General features: G+C 63.4%; 22 protein-coding genes. 9 read left to right on the forward strand and 13 right to left on the reverse strand.

All coding sequences use genetic code 11. The features are described from left to right. The first annotated feature begins 6 nt into the window (after positions 1-6). The 8 genes from ACWTU9_RS08035 (at position 7) to ACWTU9_RS08070 (ending at position 9,216) form a co-directional block, all read left to right on the forward strand. Entirely contained in the window at positions 7-1,179 is a 1,173-nt protein-coding gene (locus ACWTU9_RS08035; protein WP_455857840.1) for an iron-containing alcohol dehydrogenase, read from the forward strand. A gap of 240 nt (positions 1,180-1,419) precedes the next feature. Next, a complete protein-coding gene (locus tag ACWTU9_RS08040; protein WP_454585863.1) occupies positions 1,420-2,526 on the forward strand; it encodes an ABC transporter substrate-binding protein in 1,107 nt (368 codons plus the stop codon). Positions 2,527-2,590: 64 nt separating this feature from the next. After that, complete coding sequence (locus ACWTU9_RS08045) at positions 2,591-3,505, forward strand: ABC transporter permease (RefSeq protein ID WP_454585862.1); 915 nt, start codon at positions 2,591-2,593, stop codon at positions 3,503-3,505. Beyond that, positions 3,502-4,293 (forward strand): ABC transporter permease, encoded by a 792-nt coding sequence (locus ACWTU9_RS08050; protein WP_454585861.1) that lies wholly within the window; start codon positions 3,502-3,504, stop codon positions 4,291-4,293. Before ACWTU9_RS08045 ends, ACWTU9_RS08050 begins: the two co-directional genes overlap by 4 nt. Before the next feature lie 16 nt (positions 4,294-4,309). After that, a complete protein-coding gene (locus ACWTU9_RS08055; protein WP_454585860.1) occupies positions 4,310-5,374 on the forward strand; it encodes an ABC transporter ATP-binding protein in 1,065 nt (354 codons plus the stop codon). Between the two features lie 327 nt (positions 5,375-5,701). After that, on the forward strand, positions 5,702-7,255 hold the full coding sequence (locus ACWTU9_RS08060) for a cation:proton antiporter (RefSeq protein WP_455857841.1): 1,554 nt from the start codon (positions 5,702-5,704) through the stop codon (positions 7,253-7,255). A 199-nt stretch (positions 7,256-7,454) separates the two neighbouring features. Continuing rightward, positions 7,455-8,363 (forward strand): endonuclease/exonuclease/phosphatase family protein, encoded by a 909-nt coding sequence (locus tag ACWTU9_RS08065; RefSeq protein WP_455857842.1) that lies wholly within the window; start codon positions 7,455-7,457, stop codon positions 8,361-8,363. 7 nt (positions 8,364-8,370) lie between these two features. Then, positions 8,371-9,216 (forward strand): EamA family transporter, encoded by an 846-nt coding sequence (locus ACWTU9_RS08070; RefSeq protein ID WP_455857843.1) that lies wholly within the window; start codon positions 8,371-8,373, stop codon positions 9,214-9,216. A 1-nt stretch (position 9,217) separates the two neighbouring features. On the opposite strand, the gene ACWTU9_RS08075 is transcribed toward ACWTU9_RS08070, so the two are convergent. The 13 genes from ACWTU9_RS08075 to ACWTU9_RS08135 all read right to left on the reverse strand — a co-directional run bounded on the left by ACWTU9_RS08075 (position 9,218) and on the right by ACWTU9_RS08135 (position 23,975). Next, a complete protein-coding gene (locus ACWTU9_RS08075) occupies positions 9,218-9,526 on the reverse strand; it encodes a Dabb family protein (RefSeq protein WP_455857844.1) in 309 nt (102 codons plus the stop codon). 22 nt (positions 9,527-9,548) lie between these two features. Further along, positions 9,549-11,180 (reverse strand): GMC family oxidoreductase, encoded by a 1,632-nt coding sequence (locus tag ACWTU9_RS08080; RefSeq protein WP_455857845.1) that lies wholly within the window; start codon positions 11,178-11,180, stop codon positions 9,549-9,551. Between the two features lie 9 nt (positions 11,181-11,189). Next, entirely contained in the window at positions 11,190-11,951 is a 762-nt protein-coding gene (locus ACWTU9_RS08085) for a 3-ketoacyl-ACP reductase (RefSeq protein ID WP_455857846.1), read from the reverse strand. Next, positions 11,948-13,450 (reverse strand): FAD-dependent oxidoreductase, encoded by a 1,503-nt coding sequence (locus ACWTU9_RS08090; RefSeq protein ID WP_455857847.1) that lies wholly within the window; start codon positions 13,448-13,450, stop codon positions 11,948-11,950. Before ACWTU9_RS08090 ends, ACWTU9_RS08085 begins: the two co-directional genes overlap by 4 nt. Positions 13,451-13,518: 68 nt before the next feature. Further along, on the reverse strand, positions 13,519-14,634 hold the full coding sequence (locus ACWTU9_RS08095) for an ABC transporter ATP-binding protein (protein WP_455857848.1): 1,116 nt from the start codon (positions 14,632-14,634) through the stop codon (positions 13,519-13,521). A gap of 22 nt (positions 14,635-14,656) precedes the next feature. After that, positions 14,657-15,601: a carbohydrate ABC transporter permease gene (locus ACWTU9_RS08100; protein WP_455857849.1), complete on the reverse strand. Its 945-nt coding sequence runs from the start codon at positions 15,599-15,601 to the stop codon at positions 14,657-14,659. Further along, positions 15,598-16,548 (reverse strand): carbohydrate ABC transporter permease, encoded by a 951-nt coding sequence (locus ACWTU9_RS08105; protein WP_455857850.1) that lies wholly within the window; start codon positions 16,546-16,548, stop codon positions 15,598-15,600. Before ACWTU9_RS08105 ends, ACWTU9_RS08100 begins: the two co-directional genes overlap by 4 nt. A 154-nt stretch (positions 16,549-16,702) precedes the next feature. Further along, a complete protein-coding gene (locus ACWTU9_RS08110; protein WP_454585849.1) occupies positions 16,703-17,956 on the reverse strand; it encodes an ABC transporter substrate-binding protein in 1,254 nt (417 codons plus the stop codon). Positions 17,957-18,014: 58 nt separating this feature from the next. Continuing rightward, a complete protein-coding gene (locus ACWTU9_RS08115) occupies positions 18,015-19,526 on the reverse strand; it encodes an aldehyde dehydrogenase family protein (protein ID WP_455857851.1) in 1,512 nt (503 codons plus the stop codon). Between the two features lie 10 nt (positions 19,527-19,536). After that, positions 19,537-20,313, reverse strand: a complete 777-nt coding sequence (locus ACWTU9_RS08120) for an enoyl-CoA hydratase/isomerase family protein (RefSeq protein ID WP_455857852.1) — start codon at positions 20,311-20,313, stop codon at positions 19,537-19,539. After that, entirely contained in the window at positions 20,306-21,907 is a 1,602-nt protein-coding gene (locus ACWTU9_RS08125; protein ID WP_455857853.1) for an acyl CoA:acetate/3-ketoacid CoA transferase, read from the reverse strand. Before ACWTU9_RS08125 ends, ACWTU9_RS08120 begins: the two co-directional genes overlap by 8 nt. Beyond that, positions 21,904-22,920 carry a Gfo/Idh/MocA family protein gene (locus ACWTU9_RS08130; protein WP_455857854.1) on the reverse strand — a complete coding sequence of 339 codons (1,017 nt, stop codon included), beginning with the start codon at positions 22,918-22,920 and terminating at the stop codon, positions 21,904-21,906. The genes ACWTU9_RS08125 and ACWTU9_RS08130 overlap by 4 nt, the downstream gene beginning before the upstream one ends. Continuing rightward, a complete protein-coding gene (locus ACWTU9_RS08135) occupies positions 22,917-23,975 on the reverse strand; it encodes a LacI family DNA-binding transcriptional regulator (RefSeq protein WP_455857855.1) in 1,059 nt (352 codons plus the stop codon). Before ACWTU9_RS08135 ends, ACWTU9_RS08130 begins: the two co-directional genes overlap by 4 nt. Before the next feature lie 239 nt (positions 23,976-24,214). On the opposite strand from ACWTU9_RS08135, the gene ACWTU9_RS08140 reads away from it, so the two are divergent. Next, positions 24,215-25,369: a dihydrodipicolinate synthase family protein gene (locus ACWTU9_RS08140; RefSeq protein ID WP_455857856.1), complete on the forward strand. Its 1,155-nt coding sequence runs from the start codon at positions 24,215-24,217 to the stop codon at positions 25,367-25,369. The last annotated feature ends 96 nt before the right edge of the window (positions 25,370-25,465 follow it).

Consider the following 25,465-nt stretch of genomic DNA (forward strand, 5'->3'; position numbering starts at 1 on the left):
CAAGACATGTCCAAGCTGATCTCCAAATGGAACTACCCCACCACCGTCCGCTTCGGCGCCGGGCGCATCAAGGAATTGCCCGACGTGCTGGAAGCGACTGGCATCAAGCGGCCGCTGTTCGTCACCGATCCTGGTCTCGCCAAGCTGCCGGTCGTCGCTTCGACGCTGAAAATCCTCGACGACGCCAAGGTGCCCTATGGCGTGTTTTCCGAGGTGAAGCCGAACCCGGTCGATTCCAACCTGACCGCCGGCATCGCCGTATTCAAGAAGGGCAAGCATGACGGCGTCATCGCCTTCGGCGGCGGCTCGGCGCTCGATCTCGGCAAGCTGATCGCCTTCCAGGCCGGGCAGACGCGGCCCGTCTGGGACTTCGAGGATGTCGGCGACTGGTGGACGCGCGCCGATTCCGACGCCATCGCGCGGATCATCGCAGTGCCGACCACCGCCGGCACAGGTTCGGAAGTCGGCCGCGCCGGCGTCATCACCAACGAGGCGACGCACACCAAGAAGGTGATCTTCCATCCGAAACTTTTGCCGGCAATCGTCATCGCCGATCCGGAACTGTCGGTCGGCATGCCGGGCTTCATTACCGCCGGCACCGGCATGGATGCGCTCGCCCACTGCCTGGAAGCCTATTGCGCGCCGGGCTATCATCCGATGGCCGACGGCATTGCCGTCGAAGGCATCAGGCTGGTGTTCGAGAACCTGCCCAAGGCCTATGCCAACGGCAAGGATCTCGTCGCCCGCGCCCATATGATGAGCGCGGCCGCCATGGGCGCGGCGGCCTTCCAGAAGGGGCTGGGGGCCATCCATTCGCTTTCGCACCCGATCGGGGCGCTTTACGACACCCATCACGGCATGACCAATGCGGTGTTCATGCCCTATGTGCTGGCCTTCAACCGGGACTCGATCGAGGAGCGTATCGGCCGGCTCGCCGCCTATTGCGGCATCAAGGGTGGCTTCGACGGTTTCGCCAAGGCGGTCATCAAGCTGCGCAAGGAGCTCAAGGTGCCGCATGCGCTGCCGGGCCTGATCAAGGGGCTCGACATGGACAAGAAGCGCAAGGGGCTGATCGCCGACATGGCGGTGGTCGATCCGACCGCCGGCGGCAACCCCGTCAAGCTGACCAAGAAAGCGGCGCTGACGCTGCTCGAAAACGCCATTGCCGGCACTGTCTGAGGCGGATGGCCGCGCCGTAGGTGATCTAAAAACGAGGGGAAAGGAAGGGGAAGGGGCAAAAGACAAGGGCATAAACCATTAGCCGGGAAATTAAGTAGAGGCTAATTGCTACAGCCCGTTAAAAAGAGTTAACTTTTCGTGCCGCCGGGGGCCAGTTTCAAAAAGCTTTCATCTGGCTGTCACATGAAAAAGATACCGCATCGCAGGCGTCCAGGGACGCCAGTTCAACGGAGAGAACACATGTTCAAGTTCACGGGGAAAGTGCTTTCCCTTTCGGCCGCAGCGCTTTTCGCGTCGACGGTGATTTCGTCCGCGGATTCGATGGACGATCTCGTCAAGGCCGCGAAGACCGAAGGTCAGCTCACCACCATCGCGCTACCGCATGACTGGTGCGGCTATGGCGCCGTCATCGATGGTTTCAAAGCCAAGTATCCGGAAATCACCATCAACGAACTCAACCCCGATGCCGGTTCCGGCGACGAGGTCGAGGCGATCAAGGCCAACAAGGACAACAAAGGCCCGCAGGCTCCCGACGTTATCGACGTCGGCCTGTCCTTCGGCCCGACCGCCAAGGCCGACGGCCTGATCCAGCCTTACAAAGTGTCGACCTGGGACTCGATCCCCGAAAGCGCCAAAGATGCCGATGGTTTCTGGACCGGCGACTACTACGGCGTGCTGTCCTTCCTGGTGAACAAGGACCTCGTCAAGGAAGCGCCGGCTGACTGGGCTGACCTGCTGAAGCCGGAATTCGCCAACACCGTGGCGCTTGCCGGCGACCCGCGCGCCTCGAACCAGGCCATCCAGGCCGTCTACGCCGCTGGCCTTTCTGGCGGCGCGGCTGCCGGCGAAGCTGCCGGTACCGCTGGCCTCGACTTCTTCAAGAAGCTCAATGCCGCCGGCAATTTCGTGCCGGTCATCGGCAAGCCGGCGACCTTGGCACAAGGCCAGACGCCGATCCTGGTGACCTGGGATTACAATGCACTTGCCGGCCGCGACACGCTGAAGGGTAATCCGCCCGTCGACGTCGTCGTGCCGAAGACCGGTGTCGTCGCCGGCGTCTATGTGCAGGCGATCAGCGCCTTCGCGCCGCATCCGAATGCCGCGAAACTCTGGCTGGAATATCTCTATTCCGACGAAGGCCAGATCGGCTGGCTGAAGGGCTATTGCCACCCGATCCGCTTCAACGATCTTGCCAAGAACGGCAAGCTCCCGGCGGACGTGATGGCCAAGCTGCCGCCGGCCGAGGCCTATGCCTCGGCAGTGTTCCCGACACTCGACGAGCAGGGCAAGGCCAAGGAAGCCATCACGAAGAACTGGGACGCCGTGGTCGGCGCCAACGTCAAGTAAGACTTGAAATCAGCCGGGCGGCCTCGCGGTCGCCCGGCAATTCCTCGAAGACGGCAGCCGACGCATGACCGATCTCTCGCTTTCCAACAAGACAGTTATCGGCAAGACCGCCCCGCCCGCCGAGGCGAGCGGCTTCAGGCTGCCGACGCAATGGCTCGGCGTGACGCCCTTCTTTGTCTTCGCCATCATGTTCCTGATCCTGCCCACGCTCTACCTGATGCTAGGCGCCTTTCAGAACGATGCCGGCGAGTTCACGCTCGAGAACATTTTTGCGCTTTCGCAGCCGTCGATCGTTGCCGCCTACTGGATTTCGATCAAGGTCAGCCTGGCCTCGTCGCTGATCGGTGCTTTTGCCGGGCTGGCGATCGCGATCGCCATCGTGCGCGGCGGCCTGCCGGAATGGATCCGCTCGGCGACGCTGACCTTCTCCGGCGTGGCTTCCAATTTCGCCGGCGTGCCGCTGGCCTTCGCCTTTCTGTCCACTCTCGGCCGGCTTGGCCTTGCCACTGTCCTGCTCAACACGCTGTTCGGCATCAACATCTATGCGCATGGCTTCAACATCCTATCCTTCTGGGGCCTGACGCTCACCTATGTTTACTTCCAGATTCCGTTGATGGTGGTGATCATCACGCCGGCGATCGACGGGCTGAAGAAGGAATGGGGCGAGGCGGCCGCGACGCTTGGCGCCACCCAGTCGCAATACTGGCGCATGGTGGTGATCCCGGTGATCTGGCCGAGTTTCCTCGGCACTGTCATCCTGCTCTTCGCCAACGCTTTTGGAGCCATCGCCACCGCCTATGCGCTGACCGGCTCGTCGCTGAACATCATTCCGATCGTGCTCTATGCGCAGATCCGTGGCGATGTGCTGCACAACGCCCATCTCGGCTATGCGATAGCGTTCGGCATGATCGTCATCACCGGCCTTGCCAATGTCTTCTACATCTGGTTCCGGACGCGCTCGGAAAGGTGGCTCAAATGAAGTCTGGAAAGTTCTGGGCCTGGGTCGTCTTCGCGCTCGGCGCGGCCTATTTCTTCATTCCGCTGATCGCGACGGTGGAATTCTCCATGCGCATGCGGCGCGGTGCCTATTCCTTCGACGCCTATCAGGTCGTGCTTGGTGACGCCCGCTTCCAGGCGACGTTCGGCTATTCGGTGCTTGCCGCCATCTTCACCATCATTCTTGGTGTGCTGATCGTGGTGCCCGCGGCTTACTGGATTCGACTGCGCCTGCCGCAGCTTCGCCCGATCGTCGAGTTCATCACGCTGCTGCCGCTGGTCATTCCGGCCATCGTCATCGTCTTCGGCTACATCAGAATGTACGGTTCGAATTCGCCGCTACCGTTCCTGGCGAGCGACACCGGTACCAATGCCTTGCTGGTTATCGGCTATGCAACGCTGGCGCTGCCTTATATGTACCGTGCGGTGGACACCGGACTTCGTACCATCGACGTGCGCACGCTGACGGAAGCGGCACAGATCCTCGGCGCCGGCTGGGGGACGATCATCACCCGCGTCATCCTCCCAAATGTGCTGATCGCGGTGCTGTCGGGCGCCTTCCTGACCTTCGCCATCGTCATCGGCGAGTTCACCATGGCCAGCCTGCTCAACCGGCCCGCTTTCGGCCCCTATCTGCAGAATATCGGCGCCAACCGCGCTTATGAGCCGGCAGCCCTTGCCATCATCGCCTTCGCCATCACCTGGGGCTGCATGTCGCTGATCCAGATCCTGTCCCGCTTTGCGCCGAAATCGGCTAACCGTCCGAACTGATCCGAAAGAAAAAGCCATGGCCGAGCCGTTCCTCTCTATCCAGCACGTGCGAAAATCCTTCGGCGCCACTACAGTGGTCGAGGATTTCAATCTCGACGTTCAAAGCGGCGAGTTCGTATCGTTCCTCGGCCCATCCGGTTGCGGCAAGACGACGGTGCTGCGCATGGTCGCCGGCTTCGAGGAACCCTCGGCCGGCAAGATCGTCGTCGCAGGAAAGGACATTACCAGGTTGAAGCCAAACCAGCGCAACGTCGGCATGGTGTTCCAGGCTTATGCGCTGTTTCCCAACCTCACCGTAGCCCAGAACATCGGCTTCGGGCTGAAGGTCGCCGGCATGGCCAAGGCGGACATCGATGCCCGCGTGGCCGAGATGCTCGACATGATCAAGCTACCGCAGATGGCCGACCGCTACCCGTACCAGCTCTCGGGCGGCCAGCAGCAGCGCATTGCGCTTGCCCGCGCCATCGCCCCGAAGCCGAAACTGTTGCTGCTCGACGAACCGCTGTCGGCACTCGATGCCAAGGTTCGCGTGTCGCTGCGCGAGGAAATCCGCTCGATCCAGAAGAAGCTCGACATCACCACCATCTTCGTCACCCATGACCAGGAAGAGGCGCTGTCGATCTCCGACCGCATCGCGGTCATGTATGGCGGCAAGGCCGAGCAGGTCGGCACGCCGTTCGAGATCTACAACCGGCCGGCAACGAAGTTTGTCGCCAATTTCGTCGGCACGCTGAACGTGCTCGAGGGCAGGGTCACCGATCCCGCATCCGGTACGGTGCAGGTCAACACCCAGGAAGTCTCGCTCAAGGGCAAGCTCAACGGTTCGAAGTCCGGCGATATGCTGTCGCTGGCACTGCGACCCGAGGCGATTTCGCTGGGACGCCAGCCCGGCCGCGACTCCAGCCTTTCGGGTGAAATCTCCGAAGTGCACTTCCTCGGCTCGGTGATCCGCGTTCGCGTCGGCATCGGCGGCAACACAGTGTCGCTCGACACCTTCAACAGCCCGGCGACACCGCCCCCCGCCGTCGGCGAAAAGGCCGACATATCGTTCTCTTCAAGCGATATGCTGGTGCTGCACTAGGCTGTGCCGATGTTCAGGTGAGGCCGGCCTGCGAATGACCGATGCCTGCGCTTCCGGCCTTCGCCGGCCGAAGCACGCGTAATGTGTGGTTGCAGCCGAGGCTACGGCCGGCGTAGGCCGGTACGCTCCGCTCCGGTTCTCTGTAGCAACCGTTTTGGTCGTTTAGCGCCCGTCTCCGACTCCGACTCGGCGGGCGAAGGGGAAGTCGTACTGGCCGATGGGGATGCGCTCCGGGCATACTGCCATGGCCCGGAATGCGCTGGACAATCAACAGCATCTTGCCATCCAGCCACTGCCCATGATGCCGCTTCACCGCTACGATAGGCGATGGCGCTTTTCGAACTCACCCTTGTCCTGCTTCTGGCTGCCGTCGCGCTGACGGCGCTGTCGCGACGGCTGGAGATTCCCTATCCGTCCCTGCTGGCTCTGGCCGGCGTGGCGATTGCCTTCGTGCCCGGCGCACCGACGATCGAGATCGATCCGGAACTGGCGCTTGCCCTGTTCATCGCGCCGGTGCTTCTCGATGCCGCCTATGACACCTCACTGCGCGACCTGAAGCGTTACCGGCTTTCGCTGGCGCTGCTCGCGCTTGGCGCGGTCGTCTTTACCACCGTGGTGGTTGCCTTCGTCGGCTGGAAGATGGCCGGCCTGCCGATCGCGGCGGCAATCGCGCTTGGCGCCATCGTCGCGCCGCCGGATGCAGTGGCGGCGTCGGCCGTGCTCAGCCAGTTCAAGGTGCCGCACCGCATCACTGCCATCCTGCAAGGCGAGAGCCTGCTCAACGATGCCACGGCACTGCTGATCTATCGGCTGGCGGTTTCGGCTGCGCTCGGCACGATCATGCTGAGCAACGCCATTCCTGTGATCCTGCTGGCAACGATCGGCAGCGTCGTCGCCGGTTATGTGTTCGGCCGCGTCTCGCTGCTGACGCTGACCCGCATCGAGGACGCGGCCAGCAGCACGGTGGTGCAGTTCGCCGGAACCTTTGCCGTCTGGATCATCGCCGACAGGCTCGGCCTTTCCGCCATCATCACCATCGTCGTCTACGCCATCACCATCGCGCGCAGGGCGCCGCGCCGCATGTCGGCGAGACGCCGCGTCAGCACCTATTCGGTCTGGGAGTCGGCTGTGTTCGTGCTCAACGTGCTCGCCTTCGTGCTGATGGGCCTGCAGGCGCGCACGATCGTCGGCAGGCTCGCCGGCGACGGGCAAGGCGAAGCATTCCTTTTCGCCGGGACGGTGCTGGTCGTCGTCGTCGTGGCGCGCCTGTTCTGGGTGGGGAGTTACGTCGCCATTATCCGATGGCTTGCCCGCCTTGGCAGCCAGGAGGCAAGGCGCGATCTGCCGACATTTGGCGGCGCCGTGCTGGTTGGTTGGTGCGGTATGCGCGGATTGGTGACACTGGTGGTGGCCATTGCCCTGCCGGCCGATTTTCCCCACCGCGATCCGATCGTGCTTGCCGCCTTTGCGGTGGTCCTGGGCACGCTGGTACTGCAAGGCATGACGCTGAAGCCGCTGCTGCGCTGGATCAATTTCGCCCCCGACAGAACGGTCGACAACGAGGTGGCGCAGGCGCGCGTCGCCATCATGCAGGCCGCACTCGACGTGCTGAGCCGCAAGACCTCGGCGGCGGCCGCCGTCGTGCGCGAGCAGTATGAAGCGCAGCGCGTGATCGCGGAAAACCCCGACGATGCTCAAGCGGCAACCGAATATGACCGGCTGCGCCTCTATGCCATCAACCGCCAGCGCGACACACTTGAGGAGCTGCGCCGCAACGGCACGATCGGCGACGAGGCCTATCACCGACTGGAGGAAGAGATCGACTGGGCCGAACTGGCGGCATCGCCGGCGGGCCGGTTCCAACCTTTGACGACCGACTAGCGCCAATTTCGCGCTGTCGTTCGACGGCGCGCCTCGCGACGTTTTCGGCGTGCAGAGGATACCGAGCCGGCGGGAGTCGATGCATGATCGCGCAGCATGGCGGGAGGGGCTTCTGGCACAAGCCGCTTCCGGTCTCGTGCACATTGCAACCAATCCACTGAACCGCTACTGCCATCAGCGAAAGTGAGCCGGGTAAGCAATGAAGCTGGTCAGCTACAACATCCAGTACGGATTCGGCGGCGATGGCCGCTACGATCTGAGGCGCTGCGCGAAGCTGGTTGACGGCGCCGACATCATCGCGCTGCAGGAGGTTGAGCGGCACTGGCAGCGGACCAGCGAGGATGACCAGCCGGAGCTGTTGTCCAGACTGCTGCCGGACTATCACTGGGTTTACGGCCCAGCCTTCGACATGGATGCCAGCCAGAAGCAGGGCGGCCGTATCGTCAACCGCCGCCGGCAGTTCGGCACCATGCTGCTGTCGAAGCAACCGATCGTATGGTCGCGCCTGCACGCGCTGCCGATGCGCCGCACGCTCCGACCGCTCAACACCCGCAACGCTGCACTTGAATGCATGATCCGCACGCCGGCCGGGCCGGTGCGGTTTCTGTCGCTGCATCTCGCCCATATCGCGGCGGAGGAGCGGCTGGAGCAGATCGACTATCTGCTGGCCGAACATCGCCGGGCGCCATCCGAGGGCGGCCCATGGAGCGGCATGGATGACGAGCCTTCGCGCAACTGGACCAGCGGCGAAGCCGAGCCGGAAAATCCGACGGCTGCGATCTGGATGGGCGACTTCAACATGGAGCCGGGCAGCGCCGAGTACAGCCGCATCGTCGGCAGCACGCCCTATCATCGTGGGGCAGCCTATCTCGGCGGCTTCGTCGATGCGGCCGCTGTTGCCAGCGAGCCGGCTGGGGACTTCCACACCCACGTGAAGACTATCGACGGCAAGGTGGCCAAGCGTCGGCTCGACCATTGCTTCGTCGGTGGCATGTTCGTGGACCGCGTTCGCTCGGTCAGTGCCGATATAGGCGAGGTAGCGTCCGATCACTTCCCGGTCCGGATCGACATCGATCTCGAAACGCCCTTGGGCTTGGGAGGTCGTTGAACCCTCCATGACGCTGTTTGTCTTCTTCGCGGTGCTTGCCGCGGCCGCCATGCACGCGATCTGGAACGCACTGGTCAAGGTGCATCTCGACCGCTTCCTGTCGATCACGCTGATGACGCTGGGCATGGGGTTTGCCGCGCTGTTCGTGCTGCCCTTCGTCGAGTTTCCGAAGGCCGAAGTGTGGCCCTACATCATCGCCTCGGTGATCTTTCACATGGGCTACCGGACTTTCCTGATCGGCGCCTACAAGGCCGGTGATTTCGCCCAGACCTATCCGCTGGCGCGCGGCACGGCGCCGCTGCTGACCGCGCTCGGCGGCGTTGTCGTGGTGCAGGAGATGCCGGCGCCGTTCGCCATCCTGGGGATCCTGCTGCTGTCGGCCGGCACGCTGGTGATGTCGTTTCGCGGCGGCGCCCATCTGGAGCGGATCAATCTGCGCGCGGTCGGCTTTGCGCTCGGCACCTCGATCTTCATCTCCAGTTATACCCTCTCCGACGGAAGCGGCGCGCGACTGGCTGCGACGGCGCAGAGTTATGCCGCCTGGCTGTTCGTCTGCGACGCCCTTGGCGCGCTGGTGCTGTGCCTCGCCTTTCGCGGACCCAAGGCACTGCCTGTGCTGGCGCGCGACTGGAAGGCCGGGCTGTTCACCGGAGTGCTCAGCGGCGCCGCTTACTGGATCGTCATGTGGGCGATGACCAAGGCGCCGATCGCCTCCGTGGCGTCGCTGCGCGAGACCTCGATCCTGTTCGCCATGATGATCTCGGTCTTCGCGCTGGGCGAAAAGATGACGGGCTGGCGTGGCGCCGCCGCGCTCGGCATTGTCGCCGGTGTCGTGGCGCTCAGGCTTGGATAGCTCAAACCTCCAGATCGAACACCATCAGCCCGTCGGTGCCGCCTTCGAGGGCCGCGACCAGTCGGGCGCCGGCGCGCTGATGCGCTTCATGCACGAGGTAGGCGTCGCGGGCGGCGGCATCGCGGAAGTCGATGGTGAAGCCGTGGCTGAAACCGCGGCCGAACGGCTCCGGGCTGACATTGGCGCTGAAATGGACGGTGCCCATGCCGTCGACCACGGAGCGAAGCGCCTCGAGGTCGGCGTGGATTGCCGTCCGCTCGGCGGCGGGAACATCGCCGCGGAATTTAACGAAGACGCAGTGCCGGATCATTTGAGAGCCTTTCCTGGACTTGCTACGCGGCGCGATTGCCGGAGAAAACGGCCGGCGGCAGCGGCTCGCGGCCGAGGATAATGTCCGAGCCTTTTTCGCCGACCATGATGGTCGGCGCATTGGTGTTGGAGGAGGGCACGCGCGGCATCACCGAAGCGTCGCAAACCCGCAGGCCTTCGATGCCGCGCAGGCGCAGGTCCGGCGTCACCACGGCCATGGCATCGTTGCCCATGCGGCATGTGCCGACGGGATGATGGTCAGTCTTAGAACTGCGGCAGGCATAGTCGAACAGCTCATCGTCGCTGGCGAGCGAGGGAGCCGGCAGCACTTCGCGTAGCACGTAAGGCGACAGCGCCTTCTGACGCATGATCTCGCGCGCCAGCCTGAGACCCTTGATCGACATGGTGCGGTCGTAAGGATCGGACCAGTAGTTCGGGTCGATCATCGGGTGGTCGGCCGGATCGGCGCTCTTCAGCCGCACCGTGCCGCGCGAGCGCGGGCGCAGGAAGGCGGAGTTCAAGGTGACGCCAGGGTTTTTCAGCTTCTCGACGCCAGCTTCGATGCCGGAGCCGAGGCCGAGATGGAACTGGATGTCCGGCGAGGCAGCAGTCGGGTCGGCGTACCAGAAGCCCCCGGTCTCGAACAGGCTGGAGGCGACCGGCCCCTTCTTCAACAGCAAGTACTGCAGGCCAGCCCAGGCGGTGCGGTGAAGCTTCGCGTAATTGTCATAGGTGTGGTCGCCGGTACATTCGCAGATGACGAACAGGTCGAGATGATCCTGCAGATTGGAGCCGACGCCGGGCAGGTCATGGATCGGCGTCACACCGACGGATTTGAGATGGTCGGCGGGGCCGATGCCCGACTGCATCAACAGCTTCGGCGAACCGATCGCGCCGGACGAAACGATCACCTCGCGCTCGGCGCGCAGGACGGTCTTCTGGCCGCCGGGCTTGTCGACGATCTCGACGCCGATGGCGCGGCCTTTCTCGACGACGATGCGGGTGACCAGCACATCGGTCCTGACGGTCAGGTTCTTGCGGGCGCGTATCGGTTTCAGATAGGCGACCGAAGCGGATGAACGCCGGGCGTCCTTCTGGGTCAGCTGGTAATAGCCGACGCCTTCCTGGCTGGCGCCGTTGAAATCCGGGTTGAAGGGGATGCCCATCTCCTGGCCGGCGCGAAAATAGGCCTCGCAAATCGGCAGCGGCGAAATCGGGTTCGACACGCCGAGAGGGCCCTGGTCGCCGTGAAAATCGTTGGCGAAGCGCTGGTTGTTTTCGGCGCGCTTGAAATAGGGCAGCACGTCGCGATAGCCCCAGCCGGTCAGGCCCTCTTCGTTCTCCCATGCCTCGTAGTCGCGTGCGTTGCCGCGCGTATATATCTGGGCGTTGATGGAAGAGCCGCCGCCGACCACCTTGGCCTGCGTGTACCAGAAGACGCGGTCCTGCATGTGCTTTTGCGGCACGGTCGACCAGCCCCAGGAAGCGATGCCCTTGGTCATCTTGGCAAAGCCCGCCGGCATGTGGATGTAGGGGTGCCAGTCCTTGCCGCCGGCTTCCAGCAACAGCACAGAATTTGAAGGTTCCTCGCTCAGCCGGTTGGCGAGAACGCAGCCGGCCGGGCCGGCGCCCACGATGATGTAGTCGGTCATCACACTATCCACCTACAGTCGCGGCACGGAGAGCGCGCCGTCGACATTGATAATCGAGCCGGTCGAAAAGCCGAGCTTGCCGGTGGCAAGCGTCGCCACGACCGCGCCGATGTCGGAGGCTTCGCCCCAGCGTTTTGCTGGCACCAGGCCGCCGTCGATCAGGGTGTCGTATTTGGCAGTCACGCTCGCCGTCATGTCGGTGCGGATGATCCCTGGCCGCAGCTCGAACACGCCGATGTTTTCCGGCGCGAGCCTGAGCGCCAGGTTCTTCACCCACATGGAAAGGCCAGCCTTGGAGATGCAGTAGTCCGAGCGTTCCGGCGAGGCCATTTCGGCGCTGACCGAGGTGATGGTGATGATCGACCGAGGATGATCGCTTGGGGTCGCCAGCATCACCTTGGCGACGGCCTGGCTGAGGAAGACGGTGCCGCGCAGGTTGATGTTCAGCGCACGGTCGAAATTTTCGGGCTTAAGCTCCAGCAGGTCGCCGCGCACGACGGCGCCGACGCCGGCATTGTTGACGAGACAGTCGATGCGGCCGAAGGCGCGTGTGGCGGCATCGATCAACGCAGCGTGATCGTCGAGGTTGGCGATGTCACATCTGATATAGGCGAACTTCGCACCACGTGCGGTGATATTCTTGGCCAGTCCGTCTGTGGCCTTCTCGGCCAGATCGGCAACCAGAATGTCGAAGCCTACATCGGCCAGCGCCTCGGCGCAGGCCAGCCCAATGCCGCGCGCGCCGCCGGTGACGATGGCTGCTGGGCGGGTCATGCCGCGAGGTCCGTCTGGCGGATATGGTCAGCCACCCGCAAGGCCTGGGCTGCGATCGACAATGCCGGATTGACCGCAGCTGAATTCGGCAGAAAACTGCCGTCGACGACGAACAGGTTCCGGTGATCAAATGCACGGCAGTATGGATCGAGCGGCGAGGTCGCCGGGTCGTCACCCATCTTGACAGTGCCGCACTGGTGCGACGGTGTGCGCTTGTCGAAGGGGCGCGACAGCACGATGGGGTAGCCGCAGGCGCGAAAATGTTCGCGCATCACCTTGGTCAGCCCGTCGAGCGACTGCATGTTGGAGCGCCGCCACTGCATGACGATGTCCTTGCCGCCGACCATGATGCGGCTTTCCGGATCGGGCAGGTCCTCGCACATCAAATACCAGTCGACGGCATGGCCGGCCATGTAGTCCAGCGCGAATTTCGGCACCGACTTCACATTGGCCTTCAGCATATTGCCGTCGATCTTGCCGAGCAGCTGGACGTTGCCGAGCGGCCTGCCGCCCTTGCCGTCGGACAAATAGTAGTCGTTCAGCATCAAGGTCTTCTGGTAGACGGAATCGTTCCTGCGTCGCGGATCGATCGCCAGCATGGCGCTCGAATTGTGGTTCATGAAATTGCGGCCGACCTGATCGGAGCGGTTGGCGAGGCCTTTGCCATCCGGTGAAGGCGAGCGCAGCAGGATGACGGCGGAATTGACCGCGCCGGCGGACAGGATGACCAGCTTCGGCGCCACCTTTTTCAGCTCGCCATTTTGCCGGTAGTGGATGGCAGCGATGCTTTTGCCGTTGGGCGCCGCCTCGAGATATTCGACGTAGCAGCCGGTCTCGAGCCGGATGTTGCTGTCCTTGAGCGCTGCCGCCAGCGGCGCCGTCTGGGCGTCCATCTTGCCTTGCCCCGTGTTGGGGAAAGCATCCCAACCGGTCTTGCCCTCTTTGAGCCAGGTGTCGATGTCGACGCCGAGCGGCAGCGAGGCCGGATGCAGGCCGAGGCCTTTCAGCTCGGCGCGCGCGCGGGCGATCGGCGCTTCATCGGGCACCGGCTTGAAGGCATAGGGGATCGAGTGGAACGGTTCGGTCGGATCCTCGCCCAGCGAGCCGCGGACGCGAAACAGCTGCTCGGCTTTGGAGTACCAGGGCTCGAATTCGTCATAGGAAAAAGCCCAGGCCGGCGAAACGCCGCCAAAGTGCTCCATGGCCGAAAAGTCTTCCTTGCGGTAGCGGATCAGGACCGCGCCGTAGAATTTCGAATTGCCGCCGACATAGTAGTAATTGCCGGGGTTGAAGGCAGCACCGCCCGCCTCGCGCCACATCTCCTTGGGACGGTAATAGCCATCAACGAAGATAGAGCGCGTGTCGCGCGCATGCGGGGTTGCCGGCAAGGGCTCGCCGCGCTCCAGCATCAGGATCGAGGCGCCGCTGCCGGCCAGACCGGAGGCGATCGTGGCGCCGCCGATGCCGGAGCCGATGATGACGATGTCCGGTTTTGTCATGGTCTAAAGGTCTTCGTTTTGATGCATGTCGTTGCCCCAAAACCGGATCCACTTTTGGGCGACATGCATCAGCGAATGCGGCTCTCGGTCGCCGGATCGAAGAACACTGCCTTGGTCAGGTTGAAGGCCAGCGGCGTGCTGGTACCTGGCTGGATATTGGCGTCGGCGCGCAGCCGCGCCACAACGGGCTTGCCGCCGAGATTGGTCACCGCGAAAGTGTCGGAGCCCGCAGGCTCGACCACTTCGATGTGCAGGTCGGCGGTGGCGATGTTCGAGGCGTTGCGTTCGGCGCCTTCCGGATCGGTCAGCGCTTCCGGCCTGACGCCGAAGATGATCGGCTTGCCCTGGAATTCCGAGAGGCCCGCCGGCGCATTGGCCATTGGCAGCGTGATCGGCTCGCGCGCCTCGCGCTGCAGCACGACGGACAGCGTATTGCCCAAGGTGGCAATGGTCGCCGGGATCAGGTTCATCGCCGGCGAGCCCATGAAGTCGGCGACAAATAGGTTGGCGGGGTTGTTGTAGATCTCGGCCGGAGTGCCGAACTGCTGCACCTCGCCGTCGCGCATGACGGCGATCTTGGTCGCCAGCGTCATCGCCTCGATCTGGTCATGGGTGACGTAGACGATGGTCGTGCCGGTGGTGGCGTGCAGGCGCTTGATCTCGATGCGCATGTCGACGCGCAGCTTGGCGTCGAGGTTGGACAAAGGCTCGTCGAACAGGAACAGTTTGGGGTCGCGCACCAGTGCCCGGCCCATGGCGACGCGCTGGCGCTGGCCGCCGGAAAGCTGGCTCGGCTTGCGGTTGAGGAGGTGGCCGATCTGCAGGACTTTCGCCACCTTGTCGATCGCCTTCTGGCGTTCGTCCGCCGGCACGCCGCGCATCTCCATGCCGAAGGAGATGTTTCCGGCCACGGTCATGTTCGGGTAGAGCGCATAGCTCTGGAACACCATGGCGATGTCGCGCTTGGACGGATGCAGATCGTTGATGGCGCGGCCATCGACGCGGATCTCGCCCTCGGTGATCTGTTCCAGGCCGGCGATGGTGTTGAGCAGCGTGGACTTGCCGCAGCCGGAGGGGCCGACCAGCACCAGGAAGCCGCCCTTGTCGAGTTCGACATCGATGCCCTTCAGGATCTCAACGTTCCCGAAGCGCTTCTTCAGCCCATCAATTTCCAGAAAAGCCATGGGTTATTCCTTTCCTGATAGCTCAGCCCTTGACCGCGCCGGCCATCAGCCCGCGCACGAAATAGCGGCCGGCGACGACATAGACGATCAGGGTTGGCAGCGCCGCGATCATCGCGGCCGCCATGTTGACGTTGTATTCGACGACTCCGGTCGAGGTGTTGACGACATTGTTCAGCGCCACCGTCATCGGCATTACGTCGCCGGAGCCGGCATAGGCGGAGGCGAACAGGAAGTCGTTCCAGATGTTGGTGAACTGGTAGATCACCGTCACAACGATGATCGGCAGCGAATTGGGCAGCATGATGCGCCGAAAGATTTGGAAGAAGGAGGCGCCGTCGACCTGTGCCGCCTTAATCAGCTCGTTCGGGAATGCCTCGTAATAGTTACGGAAGAAAAGCGTGGTGAAGCCAAGACCGTAGACGACGTGGACGAAGACGAGATTGACGGTCGAATTGCCGAGGCCGAAATTAAAGCCGGTGGCGTTCTGCAGGGTGACACCGAAGCGGCCGAGGCTGCCGAGGATCGTCGCCATCGGCAACAGCACCGACTGGAACGGGATGAAGCAGGCGAACAGCATCATGGCGAAGACCAGCGTGTGGCCGCGGAAGCGCCATTTGGTCAGCACATAGCCGTTGAGCGCGCCGAGCAGCGTCGAGATCAGCACCGCCGGCACGACCATCTTGATGGAGTTCCAGAAATAACCCTTCATGCCGACACAGGTTAGGCCCGAGCAGACTTCGCTCCACGCCTTTATCCATGGTGCGAAAGTCGGCTCATGCGGCAGCGACAGCATGTTGCCGTTCTGGATCTCGTCCATGGTCTTGAACGACGTCACCAGCATGACGAAGAGCGGCATCAGGTAGAAGATCGCGAACAGGGCCAGCAGCCCGTAGATGACGATGCGGTTGAGTGTCTTGGTGCTCATGCTGCTCGAAGCCTGGCGGGCGGGTGAAGTGACGGCGCTCATCGCGACTTCTCCCTGAGCTCGGAATAGAGATACGGAACGATGATGGCCGTGATGGTCATCAGCATGATCACCGCGCTGGCCGAACCGACCGCCATCTCGTTGCGCTTGAAGGTGAACTCATACATAAAATTGGACGGCAGCCAGGCCGAGCCGCCGGGACCGCCGCTGGTCAACGCGACCACCAGATCGTAGGACTTGATGGCGAGGTGGGCGAGCACGATAAAGGCCGAGAGGAAGATCGGCCGCAGCAGCGGGATGACAATGCGGCGATAAAGCTGGAAGGTGCTGGCGCCATCGATCTGCGCCGCCTTCATGATCTCGCCGTCAATGCCCCGCAGGCCGGCCAGGAACATCGCCATGATGAAGCCGGAGGCCTGCCAGACGCCGGCAATGACCACCGTGTAGATGACGAAATCCTTGTTCTTGATCCAGTCGAAATGGAAGCTCGTCCAGCCCCATTGATGCAAGGTCTGTTCGAGGCCGAGACCGGGATCGAGGAACCATTTCCAGGCGACGCCGGTGACGATGAAGGACAGCGCCATCGGGTAGAGATAGATTGGCCGCAACACGCCTTCGCCGCGGATCTTCTGGTCGAGCAGGATGGCCAGGAACAGGCCGAGCGCCAGGCAGATGGCGATGTAGAGAAAGCCGAAAATGCCCATATTGGTGATCGACGTGTACCAGCTCGATGGCGGGTCGGTGTCGAAGGTCCAGCGCCACAGCCGCTGATAGGCGCGGGGGCCGGTGATGGCGTAGGACGGGAAGGTCTTTGAGTTGGTGAAGGACAGATAGATCGTCCAAAGGATGAAGCCATAGACGAAGACGATCGTCGCCGCGAAGCTTGGCGCCAATACGATCTTCGGCAGCGCGTCCTGCAGGCGCGAGCGCACCGAGGGGCGCGACCGCTCCGGCGTCAGCTTGATCTGGGTTGTCGCTACGCTGCTCATGAGGCTCCTCCCGTTTCGGGTCGTCCATGCTCTGCCGTCAGGCGGCAAGGCGGCCCCGTGCGTACGGGTCTTTGGTCGGCATGGTGTTCAAGCCGTCCAATCCTGAGGTGAAACCTTCCCCGCCGAAGCGGGGAAGGTGTTTGGTGGCGAGCGCTTACTTGGCGTCGTCGATTGCCTTGACCAGTTCGGTCACGGCTTCGTCCGAGGTCTTGATCTGACCATGGACGAACTTCGACACGACGTCCTTGTAGGCATTGGCGACTGCCGGAGGCGCGCCATAGCCCTGGGCGAGCGAGCCGAACAGAGTGCCCCCCTCGTTCGCAGCCTTCAGATCAGCGATGCCCTTCTTGCCGCACGCGTCGAAGTCGGTGTCCGGAACGTCGGTACGAGCCGGAACCGAACCCTTGACGACGTTGAAGGCCGACTGGAAGCTCTTCGACAGGGTGGCGGTGGCCAGCGCGACCTGGGCGGCCTTGCGGTCGTCCGGAACGTTGAACATACCGAACATGTCGGAGTTGTAGACCACTGAGCCATCGGTGCCCGGGAAGCGATAGCACAGGAAATCCGTGCCAGGGGTCTTGTTGGCGGCGTGGAACTCACCCTTGGCCCAGTCGCCCATGACCTGGACAAGGGCGTCGCCCTTGATGACCATGGCGGTGGCAAGGTTCCAGTCGCGGCCCGAGAAGTTCGGGTCGACATAGGTGACAAGCTTGGCGAGGTTGTCGAACGACTTCTTCATCGTGTCGGACTTCAGCGACTCGTCGTCGAGATCATTGAAGGCCTTCTTGTAGAACTCAGGTCCGCCGGTCGACAGAACGACCGAGTCGAACATGGTGGCTTCCTGCCAGTTCTGGCCGCCGAGAGCGAGCGGGATGACGCCAGCCGCCTTGGCCTTGTCGAGCAGTGCAACGAAGTCGTCGAAGGTCTTCGGCTCGGTGCCGCCGATCTTGTCCATCACCGCCTTGTTGATCCACAGCCAGTTGACCGAGTGGACGTTGACCGGAGCCGCGACCCACTTGCCGTCATAGACCGAGAACTTCTGCAGGGCGGCCGGAACCGACTTGTCCCAGCCTTCCTTCTTGGCCGTCTCGGTCAGGTCGCCCATGACGCCTGCGGCGGCATAGTCGAGCACGGTGTAGCCGAGCATCTGCGACGCGGTCGGGTAATTGCCGGCCGCGACCATCGCCTTCAGCGCCGTCATGGCGGCGTCGCCGCCACCGCCGGCCACCGGCACATCCTTCCAGGCATAGCCTTCCTTGGCCAGGTCGCCCTTGAGGACGTTGAGAGCAGCCGCCTCGCCGCCCGACGTCCACCAATGCAGCATCTGCACTTCCTTGACGTCCTCGGCATGGGCCGAGAAAGCAAAGGTCGTCGCCAGAGCCGTTCCGATAAGCAGTTTGCGCAACATGTACTACCTCCCTTGTTGCATTACACGACCGGTGGAAGCCCACCGGGTTCTTCCAAACTCAGCCGACCCACCAACCGGTGCGCTGGCCGCGATGAAACTGGATTGTCTTTTCCTCGGTATAATCCTCGACAGCGCGTTTGCCGAGTTCGCGTCCGATGCCGGACTGCTTGTAGCCCCCGAATGGCAGCTCGGGGTAGCCTTCCATGAATGTGTTCACCCAAACCGTTCCCGAACGCACACCACGCGCCACCGACATACAGGTGTCGATACTGGCGCTCCACACCCCTGCCGAGAGACCATAGGGCGTGTTGTTGGCGATGTGCAACGCCTTTTCAATCGTTTCAAAAGTCAGCACGGCGAGCACGGGCCCGAACACTTCCTCACGCGCAATCGCCATGTCCTCGGTAACGCCGCTAACAATCGTCGGATCGAGGTATTGGCCCGCGTTGGAGGCCAGCTGGCCTCCGCCGCTGTAGACATCGCTGCCGTCTTTCGCTGCTGCCGTGACGTAGCCCGCGACTTTACCCAGATGATCGGTGGAAATCATCGCGCCGACCTTGGTGCGGTCGTCGAGCGGATCGCCGACCGCTACCTTGGCGGTCAGTGCCTTAACAGTGGCGAGGAAGTCTTTGGCGATCGCCTCATGCACGATCAGCCGGCTGCCGGCATTGCAGCATTCGCCGGCATTGAAGAAGCCGCCGAAGACAGCCGCATCGGCGGCAGCCTTGAGGTCGGCATCGGGGAAGACGATCTGGCCGTTCTTGCCGCCGAGCTCCATCGAGACTTTCTTCAGTGAATCCGACGCTGCCGCCATGGTCGTCTTGCCGACGCGGGTCGAACCGGTAAAGGACACCATCTCAACCAAGGGATGGCTGACCATCGGCGCGCCGACATCGGCGCCCAGTCCGGCCAGGATGTTGACGACGCCGGCAGGCAGGCCGGCCTGCATCAGTATGTCGCCGAGCACGAAGGTCGAGGCCGAGGTCATTTCGCTCGGCTTGACGACTGCTGTGCAGCCGGCGGCGAGCGCGAAGGGCAGTTTCTGGCTGACGATCAGGAAGGGGAAATTCCACGGTGTGATGATCGAGACGACACCGATCGGCTCGCGCAGCACGACACCCAACATGGCGTCACCGAGATTGGCGTAGCTCTCGCCATGCAGCGTGCGGGCGAGCGAAGCGGCATAGCGCCAGATGTCGACGGCGCCGCCAATCTCGCCGCGCGCCTGGGCGATCGGCTTGCCGGATTCCAGCGCATCGAGCCGGGCGATGTCTTCCAACCGGGCCTCGATGAGGTCAGCCGTTCTGAGCAGGATCGCGGCCCGTTCAGCCGCCTTCATGCGCGGCCAGGGGCCGGTCTCGAAGGCCTTGTGCGCGGCCTGCACCGCCGCTTCCACCTCGGCCGTGCCGGCCTGCGCATAGCGCGAAACGGTGAAGCCGTGGCCGGGGCTGTCGCGCTCCAGCATGCGACCATCGCCGGCATCGACATGCTTGCCGTCGATCAGGAGCTTGTAAGCCTTCGGCGCCTTGGACGCCTCAGTCGGCATGGAAATGTTTAGCGGTGCGTTCATCGTGCTTTCTCTAGGATCTCGAAAAGGCAGGCTTCTGCTTGGCCTTGAAGGCGCCGACGCCGGCCTTGAGGTCGCCGGTCAGGGCAATGAAACCGCTGGCGAGCGCCTCCGTTGCGGCCGCACTTTCCTCGCCTTCGGCGACTGCGATCATCAGCTTGGCGGCTTCGGTTGCGAGCGGCCCGCGCTGGGCGATTTTTTCGGCCCACGTCTTGGCCTCTGCCAGCGCCTGGCCCGTCTCGACCATGCGGTCGACGATGCCGAGGGCGAGCGCGCCAGGGGCGGCAAAGACTTCGCCGCCGAGCGCCATGCGGCGCACGGTCTGCGCACCAAAGCGGCGCACGGCGCGCTGCGTGCCGGACCAGCCGGGCACGACGCCGATCGAGGTTTCGGGGAAGCCGAGCTTCACCTGCGTTTCCGCGACACGGAAGTCGCAGGCAACAGCCAGCTCCAGCCCGCCGCCCAACGCATGGCCGGAGAGCACGGCTAGGGTCGGCTGGCGGAGCCTTGCCAGCCGGTCGAAGACGCGGTGACCGTAGCGCACCCATTGCACCTGGAAGTCGGCGACGCTCATCTGCGCCCAGGCCTCGACGTCGCCGCCGGCGCAAAACCCCTTGCCTTCGCCGCGAACCAGCACGACGCGCACGCCCTCAGCCATCTCGGCTTCGTCGAGCGCAGCTTCCAGCGCGCGCAGCATCGGAATGTCGAGCGCGTTGAACTTTTCCGGCCGGCGCAGCGTGACGATGCCGATGGCGCCGTCTTGCTCGAAGGTGACGAGGCGCTCAGCCATGCGCGCCTCCGAGCGAGGCGCCGCCATTGAGCGACAGGCCGATCGGGCGGTCCAGGTAGAGGGCAGCCGGTGTCACCTTGAGATCGTTGGCGACGGCGAGCGGTGTTTCGGACTGCGCCAGCACATCGCGTTCGAGATCGATCCCCGGCGCCAGTTCCGTCACCATCAACCCGTCCGGCGTCAGCTTCATCACGCAGCGCTCGGTGACATAGGTGATGTCCTGTCCCTGCGCGACTGCACGCTTGCCCGAGAAAGAAATGTGCTCGACCTCGTTGACCACCTTTTTGACCTTGCCTTCCGCGTCGATGCGGATGCCGCCATCGGCCAGCGACAGTTTTGCGCCGGCATTGAAGAAGCCGGAGAAGACGATCTTTTTCGCCCGCGCGGTGATGTCGACGAAGCCGCCGGCCCCGGCAGTGACATGCGGCCTTGCCGAAAGCTTCGACACATTGACCGAGCCATGGCGGTCGATCTGCAGGAACGACAGCAGCGAGGCGTCGAAGCCGCCGGCCTGGAAATAAATGAACTGGTGCGGCGACGGCATGATTGCTTCGGCGTTGGAGGCGCAGCCGAACTTGAAGTCGAGCAGCGGCACGCCGCCGACGGCCCCCTGTTCGATCACCCAGGTGACCTTGCCGTGCTGGCCTTCCTCAAGAAGGATGCGCGGCACGTTGGCCGAGATGCCGAAGCCGATGTTGACGGCCATGCCGTCGCCGAGTTCCATCGCAACGCGGCGTGCGATCACCTTCTGGATGTTCATCTCCGGCGTGCGGAAGCTCGACAGCGGTCGAAAGATCTCGCCGGAAATCGCCGGGTCGTAAGGCGTTAGTGTCGTCTGCAACTGATCCGGCGCAACCACGATATGGTCGACCAGCACGCCGGGCACGCGCACGTCATGCGGCTTCAGCGTGCCGTTTTCGACGACGCGTTTGACCTGCGCAATGACGATGCCGCCATTGTTGCGGGCGGCGAGCGCCTGTTCGAGGCCGCCGAGATAGGCGCCCTCATGCTCATAGGTGAGGTTGCCGCGTTCGTCTGATGTCGTGGCGCGGATGATCGAGATGTTGGGCACGATCGAGCGGAAATAGAGCCATTCCTCGCCGTCGAACTGCTGCACGGAGACGATCGGCTCGCTGGCCGCGGCATTCATGGCGCAGCCCTGATGGCGTGGATCGGCGAACGTGTCGAGACCGACCTTGGTCAGCACACCCGGGCGCTTGGCGGCGGCCTCTCGGTGCAGGTCGAACAGGATGCCGGACGGCACATTGTAGGCGGCGACCGAATTGTCGCAGATCATCTTCCAGATCTGCGGCGGCTCGGACGAGGACGGGCCAGAGGGGTAGGAGCCGCAAAGCGTGCGCTTCAACAGGCCGGGCTTGGCCAGATGGTCGATGCCCTTGATGCCGTACATGTCGCCGGCGGCGATCGGGTGCAGCGTGGTGATATCCTTGGGATGGCCCTCCGCGTCGAAGCGCTCGCCGATGGCGGCCAGCACGGCATCCGGGCAGCCGAGGCCGCTCGACGACGAGACGGACACGGTCATGCCGTCCTTTATGAGGCCGGCGGCTTCGGCGGCGGAGACGAGCTTGCTCACTTGGCGCTCCCCAGCTTGGGATCGATGGTGACCGCCTTGCCGGATTTTTCCGACTGCAATGCCGCTTCGGCCGAGGCCAGCGACCAGACGCCGTCCTCGCCGGTGGCCGATGGCTGGCCCTTGCCGCGGATCGCATCGTGGAATTGGCGCAGCGACCTGACGTAGAGATCTTCGCGCTCGAAGCTCAGCTCTTCCTCGCCCTTGGCGGTGCGCAGCAGCACCGATCCGACCGGCTTCTGCGTCATGACATTCCTGGCGATCAGCGAGCCTTCGGAGCCATGCACTTCGAAGCCGGTGTCGGCGAACTTCGTGGTGAAGCCTTCATGCGATTGGGCAATCAGGCCCGACCCGAAGCGCCAGATGCACATGGCGCCGTCTTCCAGGCCGCTGCCTGCCATGCCGGCCGACTGGGTAAAGGCCGATATCTCGATTGGATCGTCGCCAAGCACGAAGCGCAGCGTGTCGGCATCGTGCACGGTGATGTCGAGCACCACGCCGCCGCCGGCCTCAGGCCTGGTGATGCGCCAACCCTGCAGGTTCTCCGGCAGGTAGACGGAATGGAAGACGCGCGCGGCGATCGGTTTGCCGATGCGGCCGGCCGATATGGCGTCGCGCATGGCGCGGTGGGCGCCGGCATTGCGCAGATGGTGGTTGGTGCCAAGCACGGTTCCGGCTGCCTTGGCGGCGGCGACCATGGTGCGCGCATCGGCGCTGGTCAGCGCCAACGGCTTTTCGCACAGAACATGCTTTCCCGCCTTGATCGCGGCCAGCGCCTGTTCGAGATGCAGTTCATTGGTGGTCGAGATGTAGACGGCGTCGATGTTGGCGCCGAGAAGGTCGTCCAGCGTCGAGACGGCAAGCGGAATGTTGTTTTCTCGAGCATAGGTATTGGCGCGCTCGGGGCTGGAACTCATCACCGCTGATATCTCGCCATCAGCTTGCGCTCGGATGGCGTTGATCATGAATTGTTTGGCGATCGTGCTGGCGCCGATCAGTCCCCATCTGACGCTCATGCGGCGTCTCCCATTCCTGCAGGCGTGTTCTGGGTGCGGCGATCGGGACCGCAGCTTTCCCTGACGACCAGATTGACGGCGCCGATATGATCCTCGGCGCGTGTGGTGCGCGACTGGATCATCTTCAGCATGACGTGCGCGGCACGCTCGCCGAGACCGGGGGTATCCACCGAAACACTGGTGAGCGCCGGCATGTAATGCTCGGCCTCGACCACGTCGTCGAAACCGACGACGGCGAAATCCGCCCCCGGTTCCAGTCCGCGCTTGCGCAGCGCCAGCATAACGCCGAAGGCGACGGCGTCGTTGAAGCACAGCGCCGCCGTCGGCGGCTCGGCCATGGCAAGGGCGGTTTCCAGGCAGGCGATGCCGCCCCTGCGGCTGGTCTCGCCTTCGACGACAAGCACGTCGCGCCTGGCAATGCCTGATGTCTCGCAGGCTTCGCGAAAACCGCCCAGGCGCTCTTGATAGACGACCAGATCGGCGGTGCCGCCGAAGAAGGCCAGCCGGCGATGGCCCTTGCCGATGAGATGGGCGGCCGCCAGGTACGCGCCGCGATGATTGTCGGGCGCAATCACCGGGATGCGGCTGTCCGGCAGCCGGCGCATGGCAAAGACGACCGGGACACCTGCCGTCTCAAGGCGGCGGAAGGCGCCCGGCGTGGTACCGCGCGCCGGTGACACGATCAGCCCGGCGACGCCCTGTTCCATCAACGACTTCAGGACTTCTTCCTGGCGCACCGGATTTTCCGCCGTGTTGGCGATGAAGGGCACGATGCCAGCCGACTGGAAGACACGCTCCATGCCGACCGCCAGCTCGGCAAAAAAGGGGTTGGTGAGATCGTTGATGACCATGCCGATGACGTTGGAGTGGGCCTTGCGCAGATTGGCGGCGCCGCGGTTGTAGACATAGCCGACATCCTCGATCGCCTTGCGAACCTTGCTGGCTGTCTCAGGTCTGATCAGCCCGCTGCCCTGGAGCACGAGTGAGACCGTCGATTTGGACACGCCGGCTTCGCGGGCAATGTCGAAAATCGTCGCCTTGGCCCGGCTGGCCATCCAGATAGTCCTCCCGGCATTCTGTTCGAATTAATTGGAACGTTCTAAACGTCGGCCTCACTGAGAGTCAATCGGGATTTCCGCAAAACCCGAAAAAGTGATTGTTTCGGCCTTAAAGTCGAATAAGGCTAGGGGCTGCGTGTTGCGCCGCAGCATCCGACGTGTCAATTTCCGGAATCGTAAAGCTTCTTGATTTATTGGAACGTTCCATTTATAGGCGCTGGCAAAGGGAGAATTTCATGGACATCACCTTGCCCGGGGAAGGTGGCCGCCACGCTCGCTATCGGCTCGTCGGCCAGCCGGCCGAGCCGGTTATCGGGGCGCGGTTTTCGCGCATAGCCTATGCCGCCGCCCATGTTGTGGCCGATCCGCTTGCAATGACCGACCCATGGTCGCAGCCCGCGGTCGACTGGGACAAGACGATGGCGTTCCGTCATCATCTGTGGCGGCTCGGCTTCCGCATCGCCGAGGCGATGGATACCTCGCAGCGCGGCATGGGTTTCGACTGGGAAAATGCGAAGGAATTGATCCGGCGCTCGATCGCCGAGGCACGCAGCGTCGAAGGCGCCGATCTGGCATCGGGCGCCGGCACCGATCATCTGGCGCCGGCGGCTGCCAGAACGCTCGATGATGTCATTGGCGCCTACGAGGAACAGTTCGCTTTCATCGAGGGCCAGGGTGGCAAGGCGATCATGATGGCCAGCCGGGCGCTGGCCGCGGTGGCCAAGGCGCCGGACGACTATCTCAAGGTGTACGACCGCATCCTCAGCCAGGCCTCCGGCAAGGTCATCCTGCACTGGCTGGGCGACATGTTCGATCCGGCCCTGAAGGGCTATTGGGGTAGCAGCAATTTCGAGGCCGCGCTCGACACCGTCGTCGCCATTATCGAGCGCCATGCAGATAAGGTCGAGGGCATAAAGATATCGCTCCTCGATGCCGGCAAGGAAGTCGCCTTGCGCAACCGCCTGCCGAAAGGCGTCGTCATGTTCACCGGTGACGATTTCAACTACCCCGAGCTGATCGCCGGCGACGGCGAACGGCATTCACACGCGCTGCTGGGTATATTTGACGCCATCGCGCCGGTCGCCAACGCGGCCTTGGCGAAGCTGACTGACGGCGACCGCGCCGGCTATGACGCGCTGATGGCGCCAACGGTGCCGCTGTCGCGGAGAATTTTCGAGGCGCCGACTGAGTACTACAAGGCCGGCATCATCTTCATGGCCTGGCTCAACGGCCACCAGGACCATTTCGCCATGGTTGGCGGCATGCAGTCGGCGCGCGGCATCCTGCACTATTGCGACATCTTCCGTCTTGCCGACCAGGCAGGGTTGCTCGCCGATCCCGAACTTGCGTTGACCAGAATGAAGCATTTCTGCGCGGTTGCGGGTGTCTGAGGACGGCACAATCGGCGGCTGAAAAGTATCCCCCACATGGGGGATTTGCCTTCTCGCTTCAAATCTGTATTCCGTTGCCGGGATTAGATGCGGACG

The sequence above is a fragment of the Mesorhizobium sp. 128a genome (genome assembly GCF_053848025.1).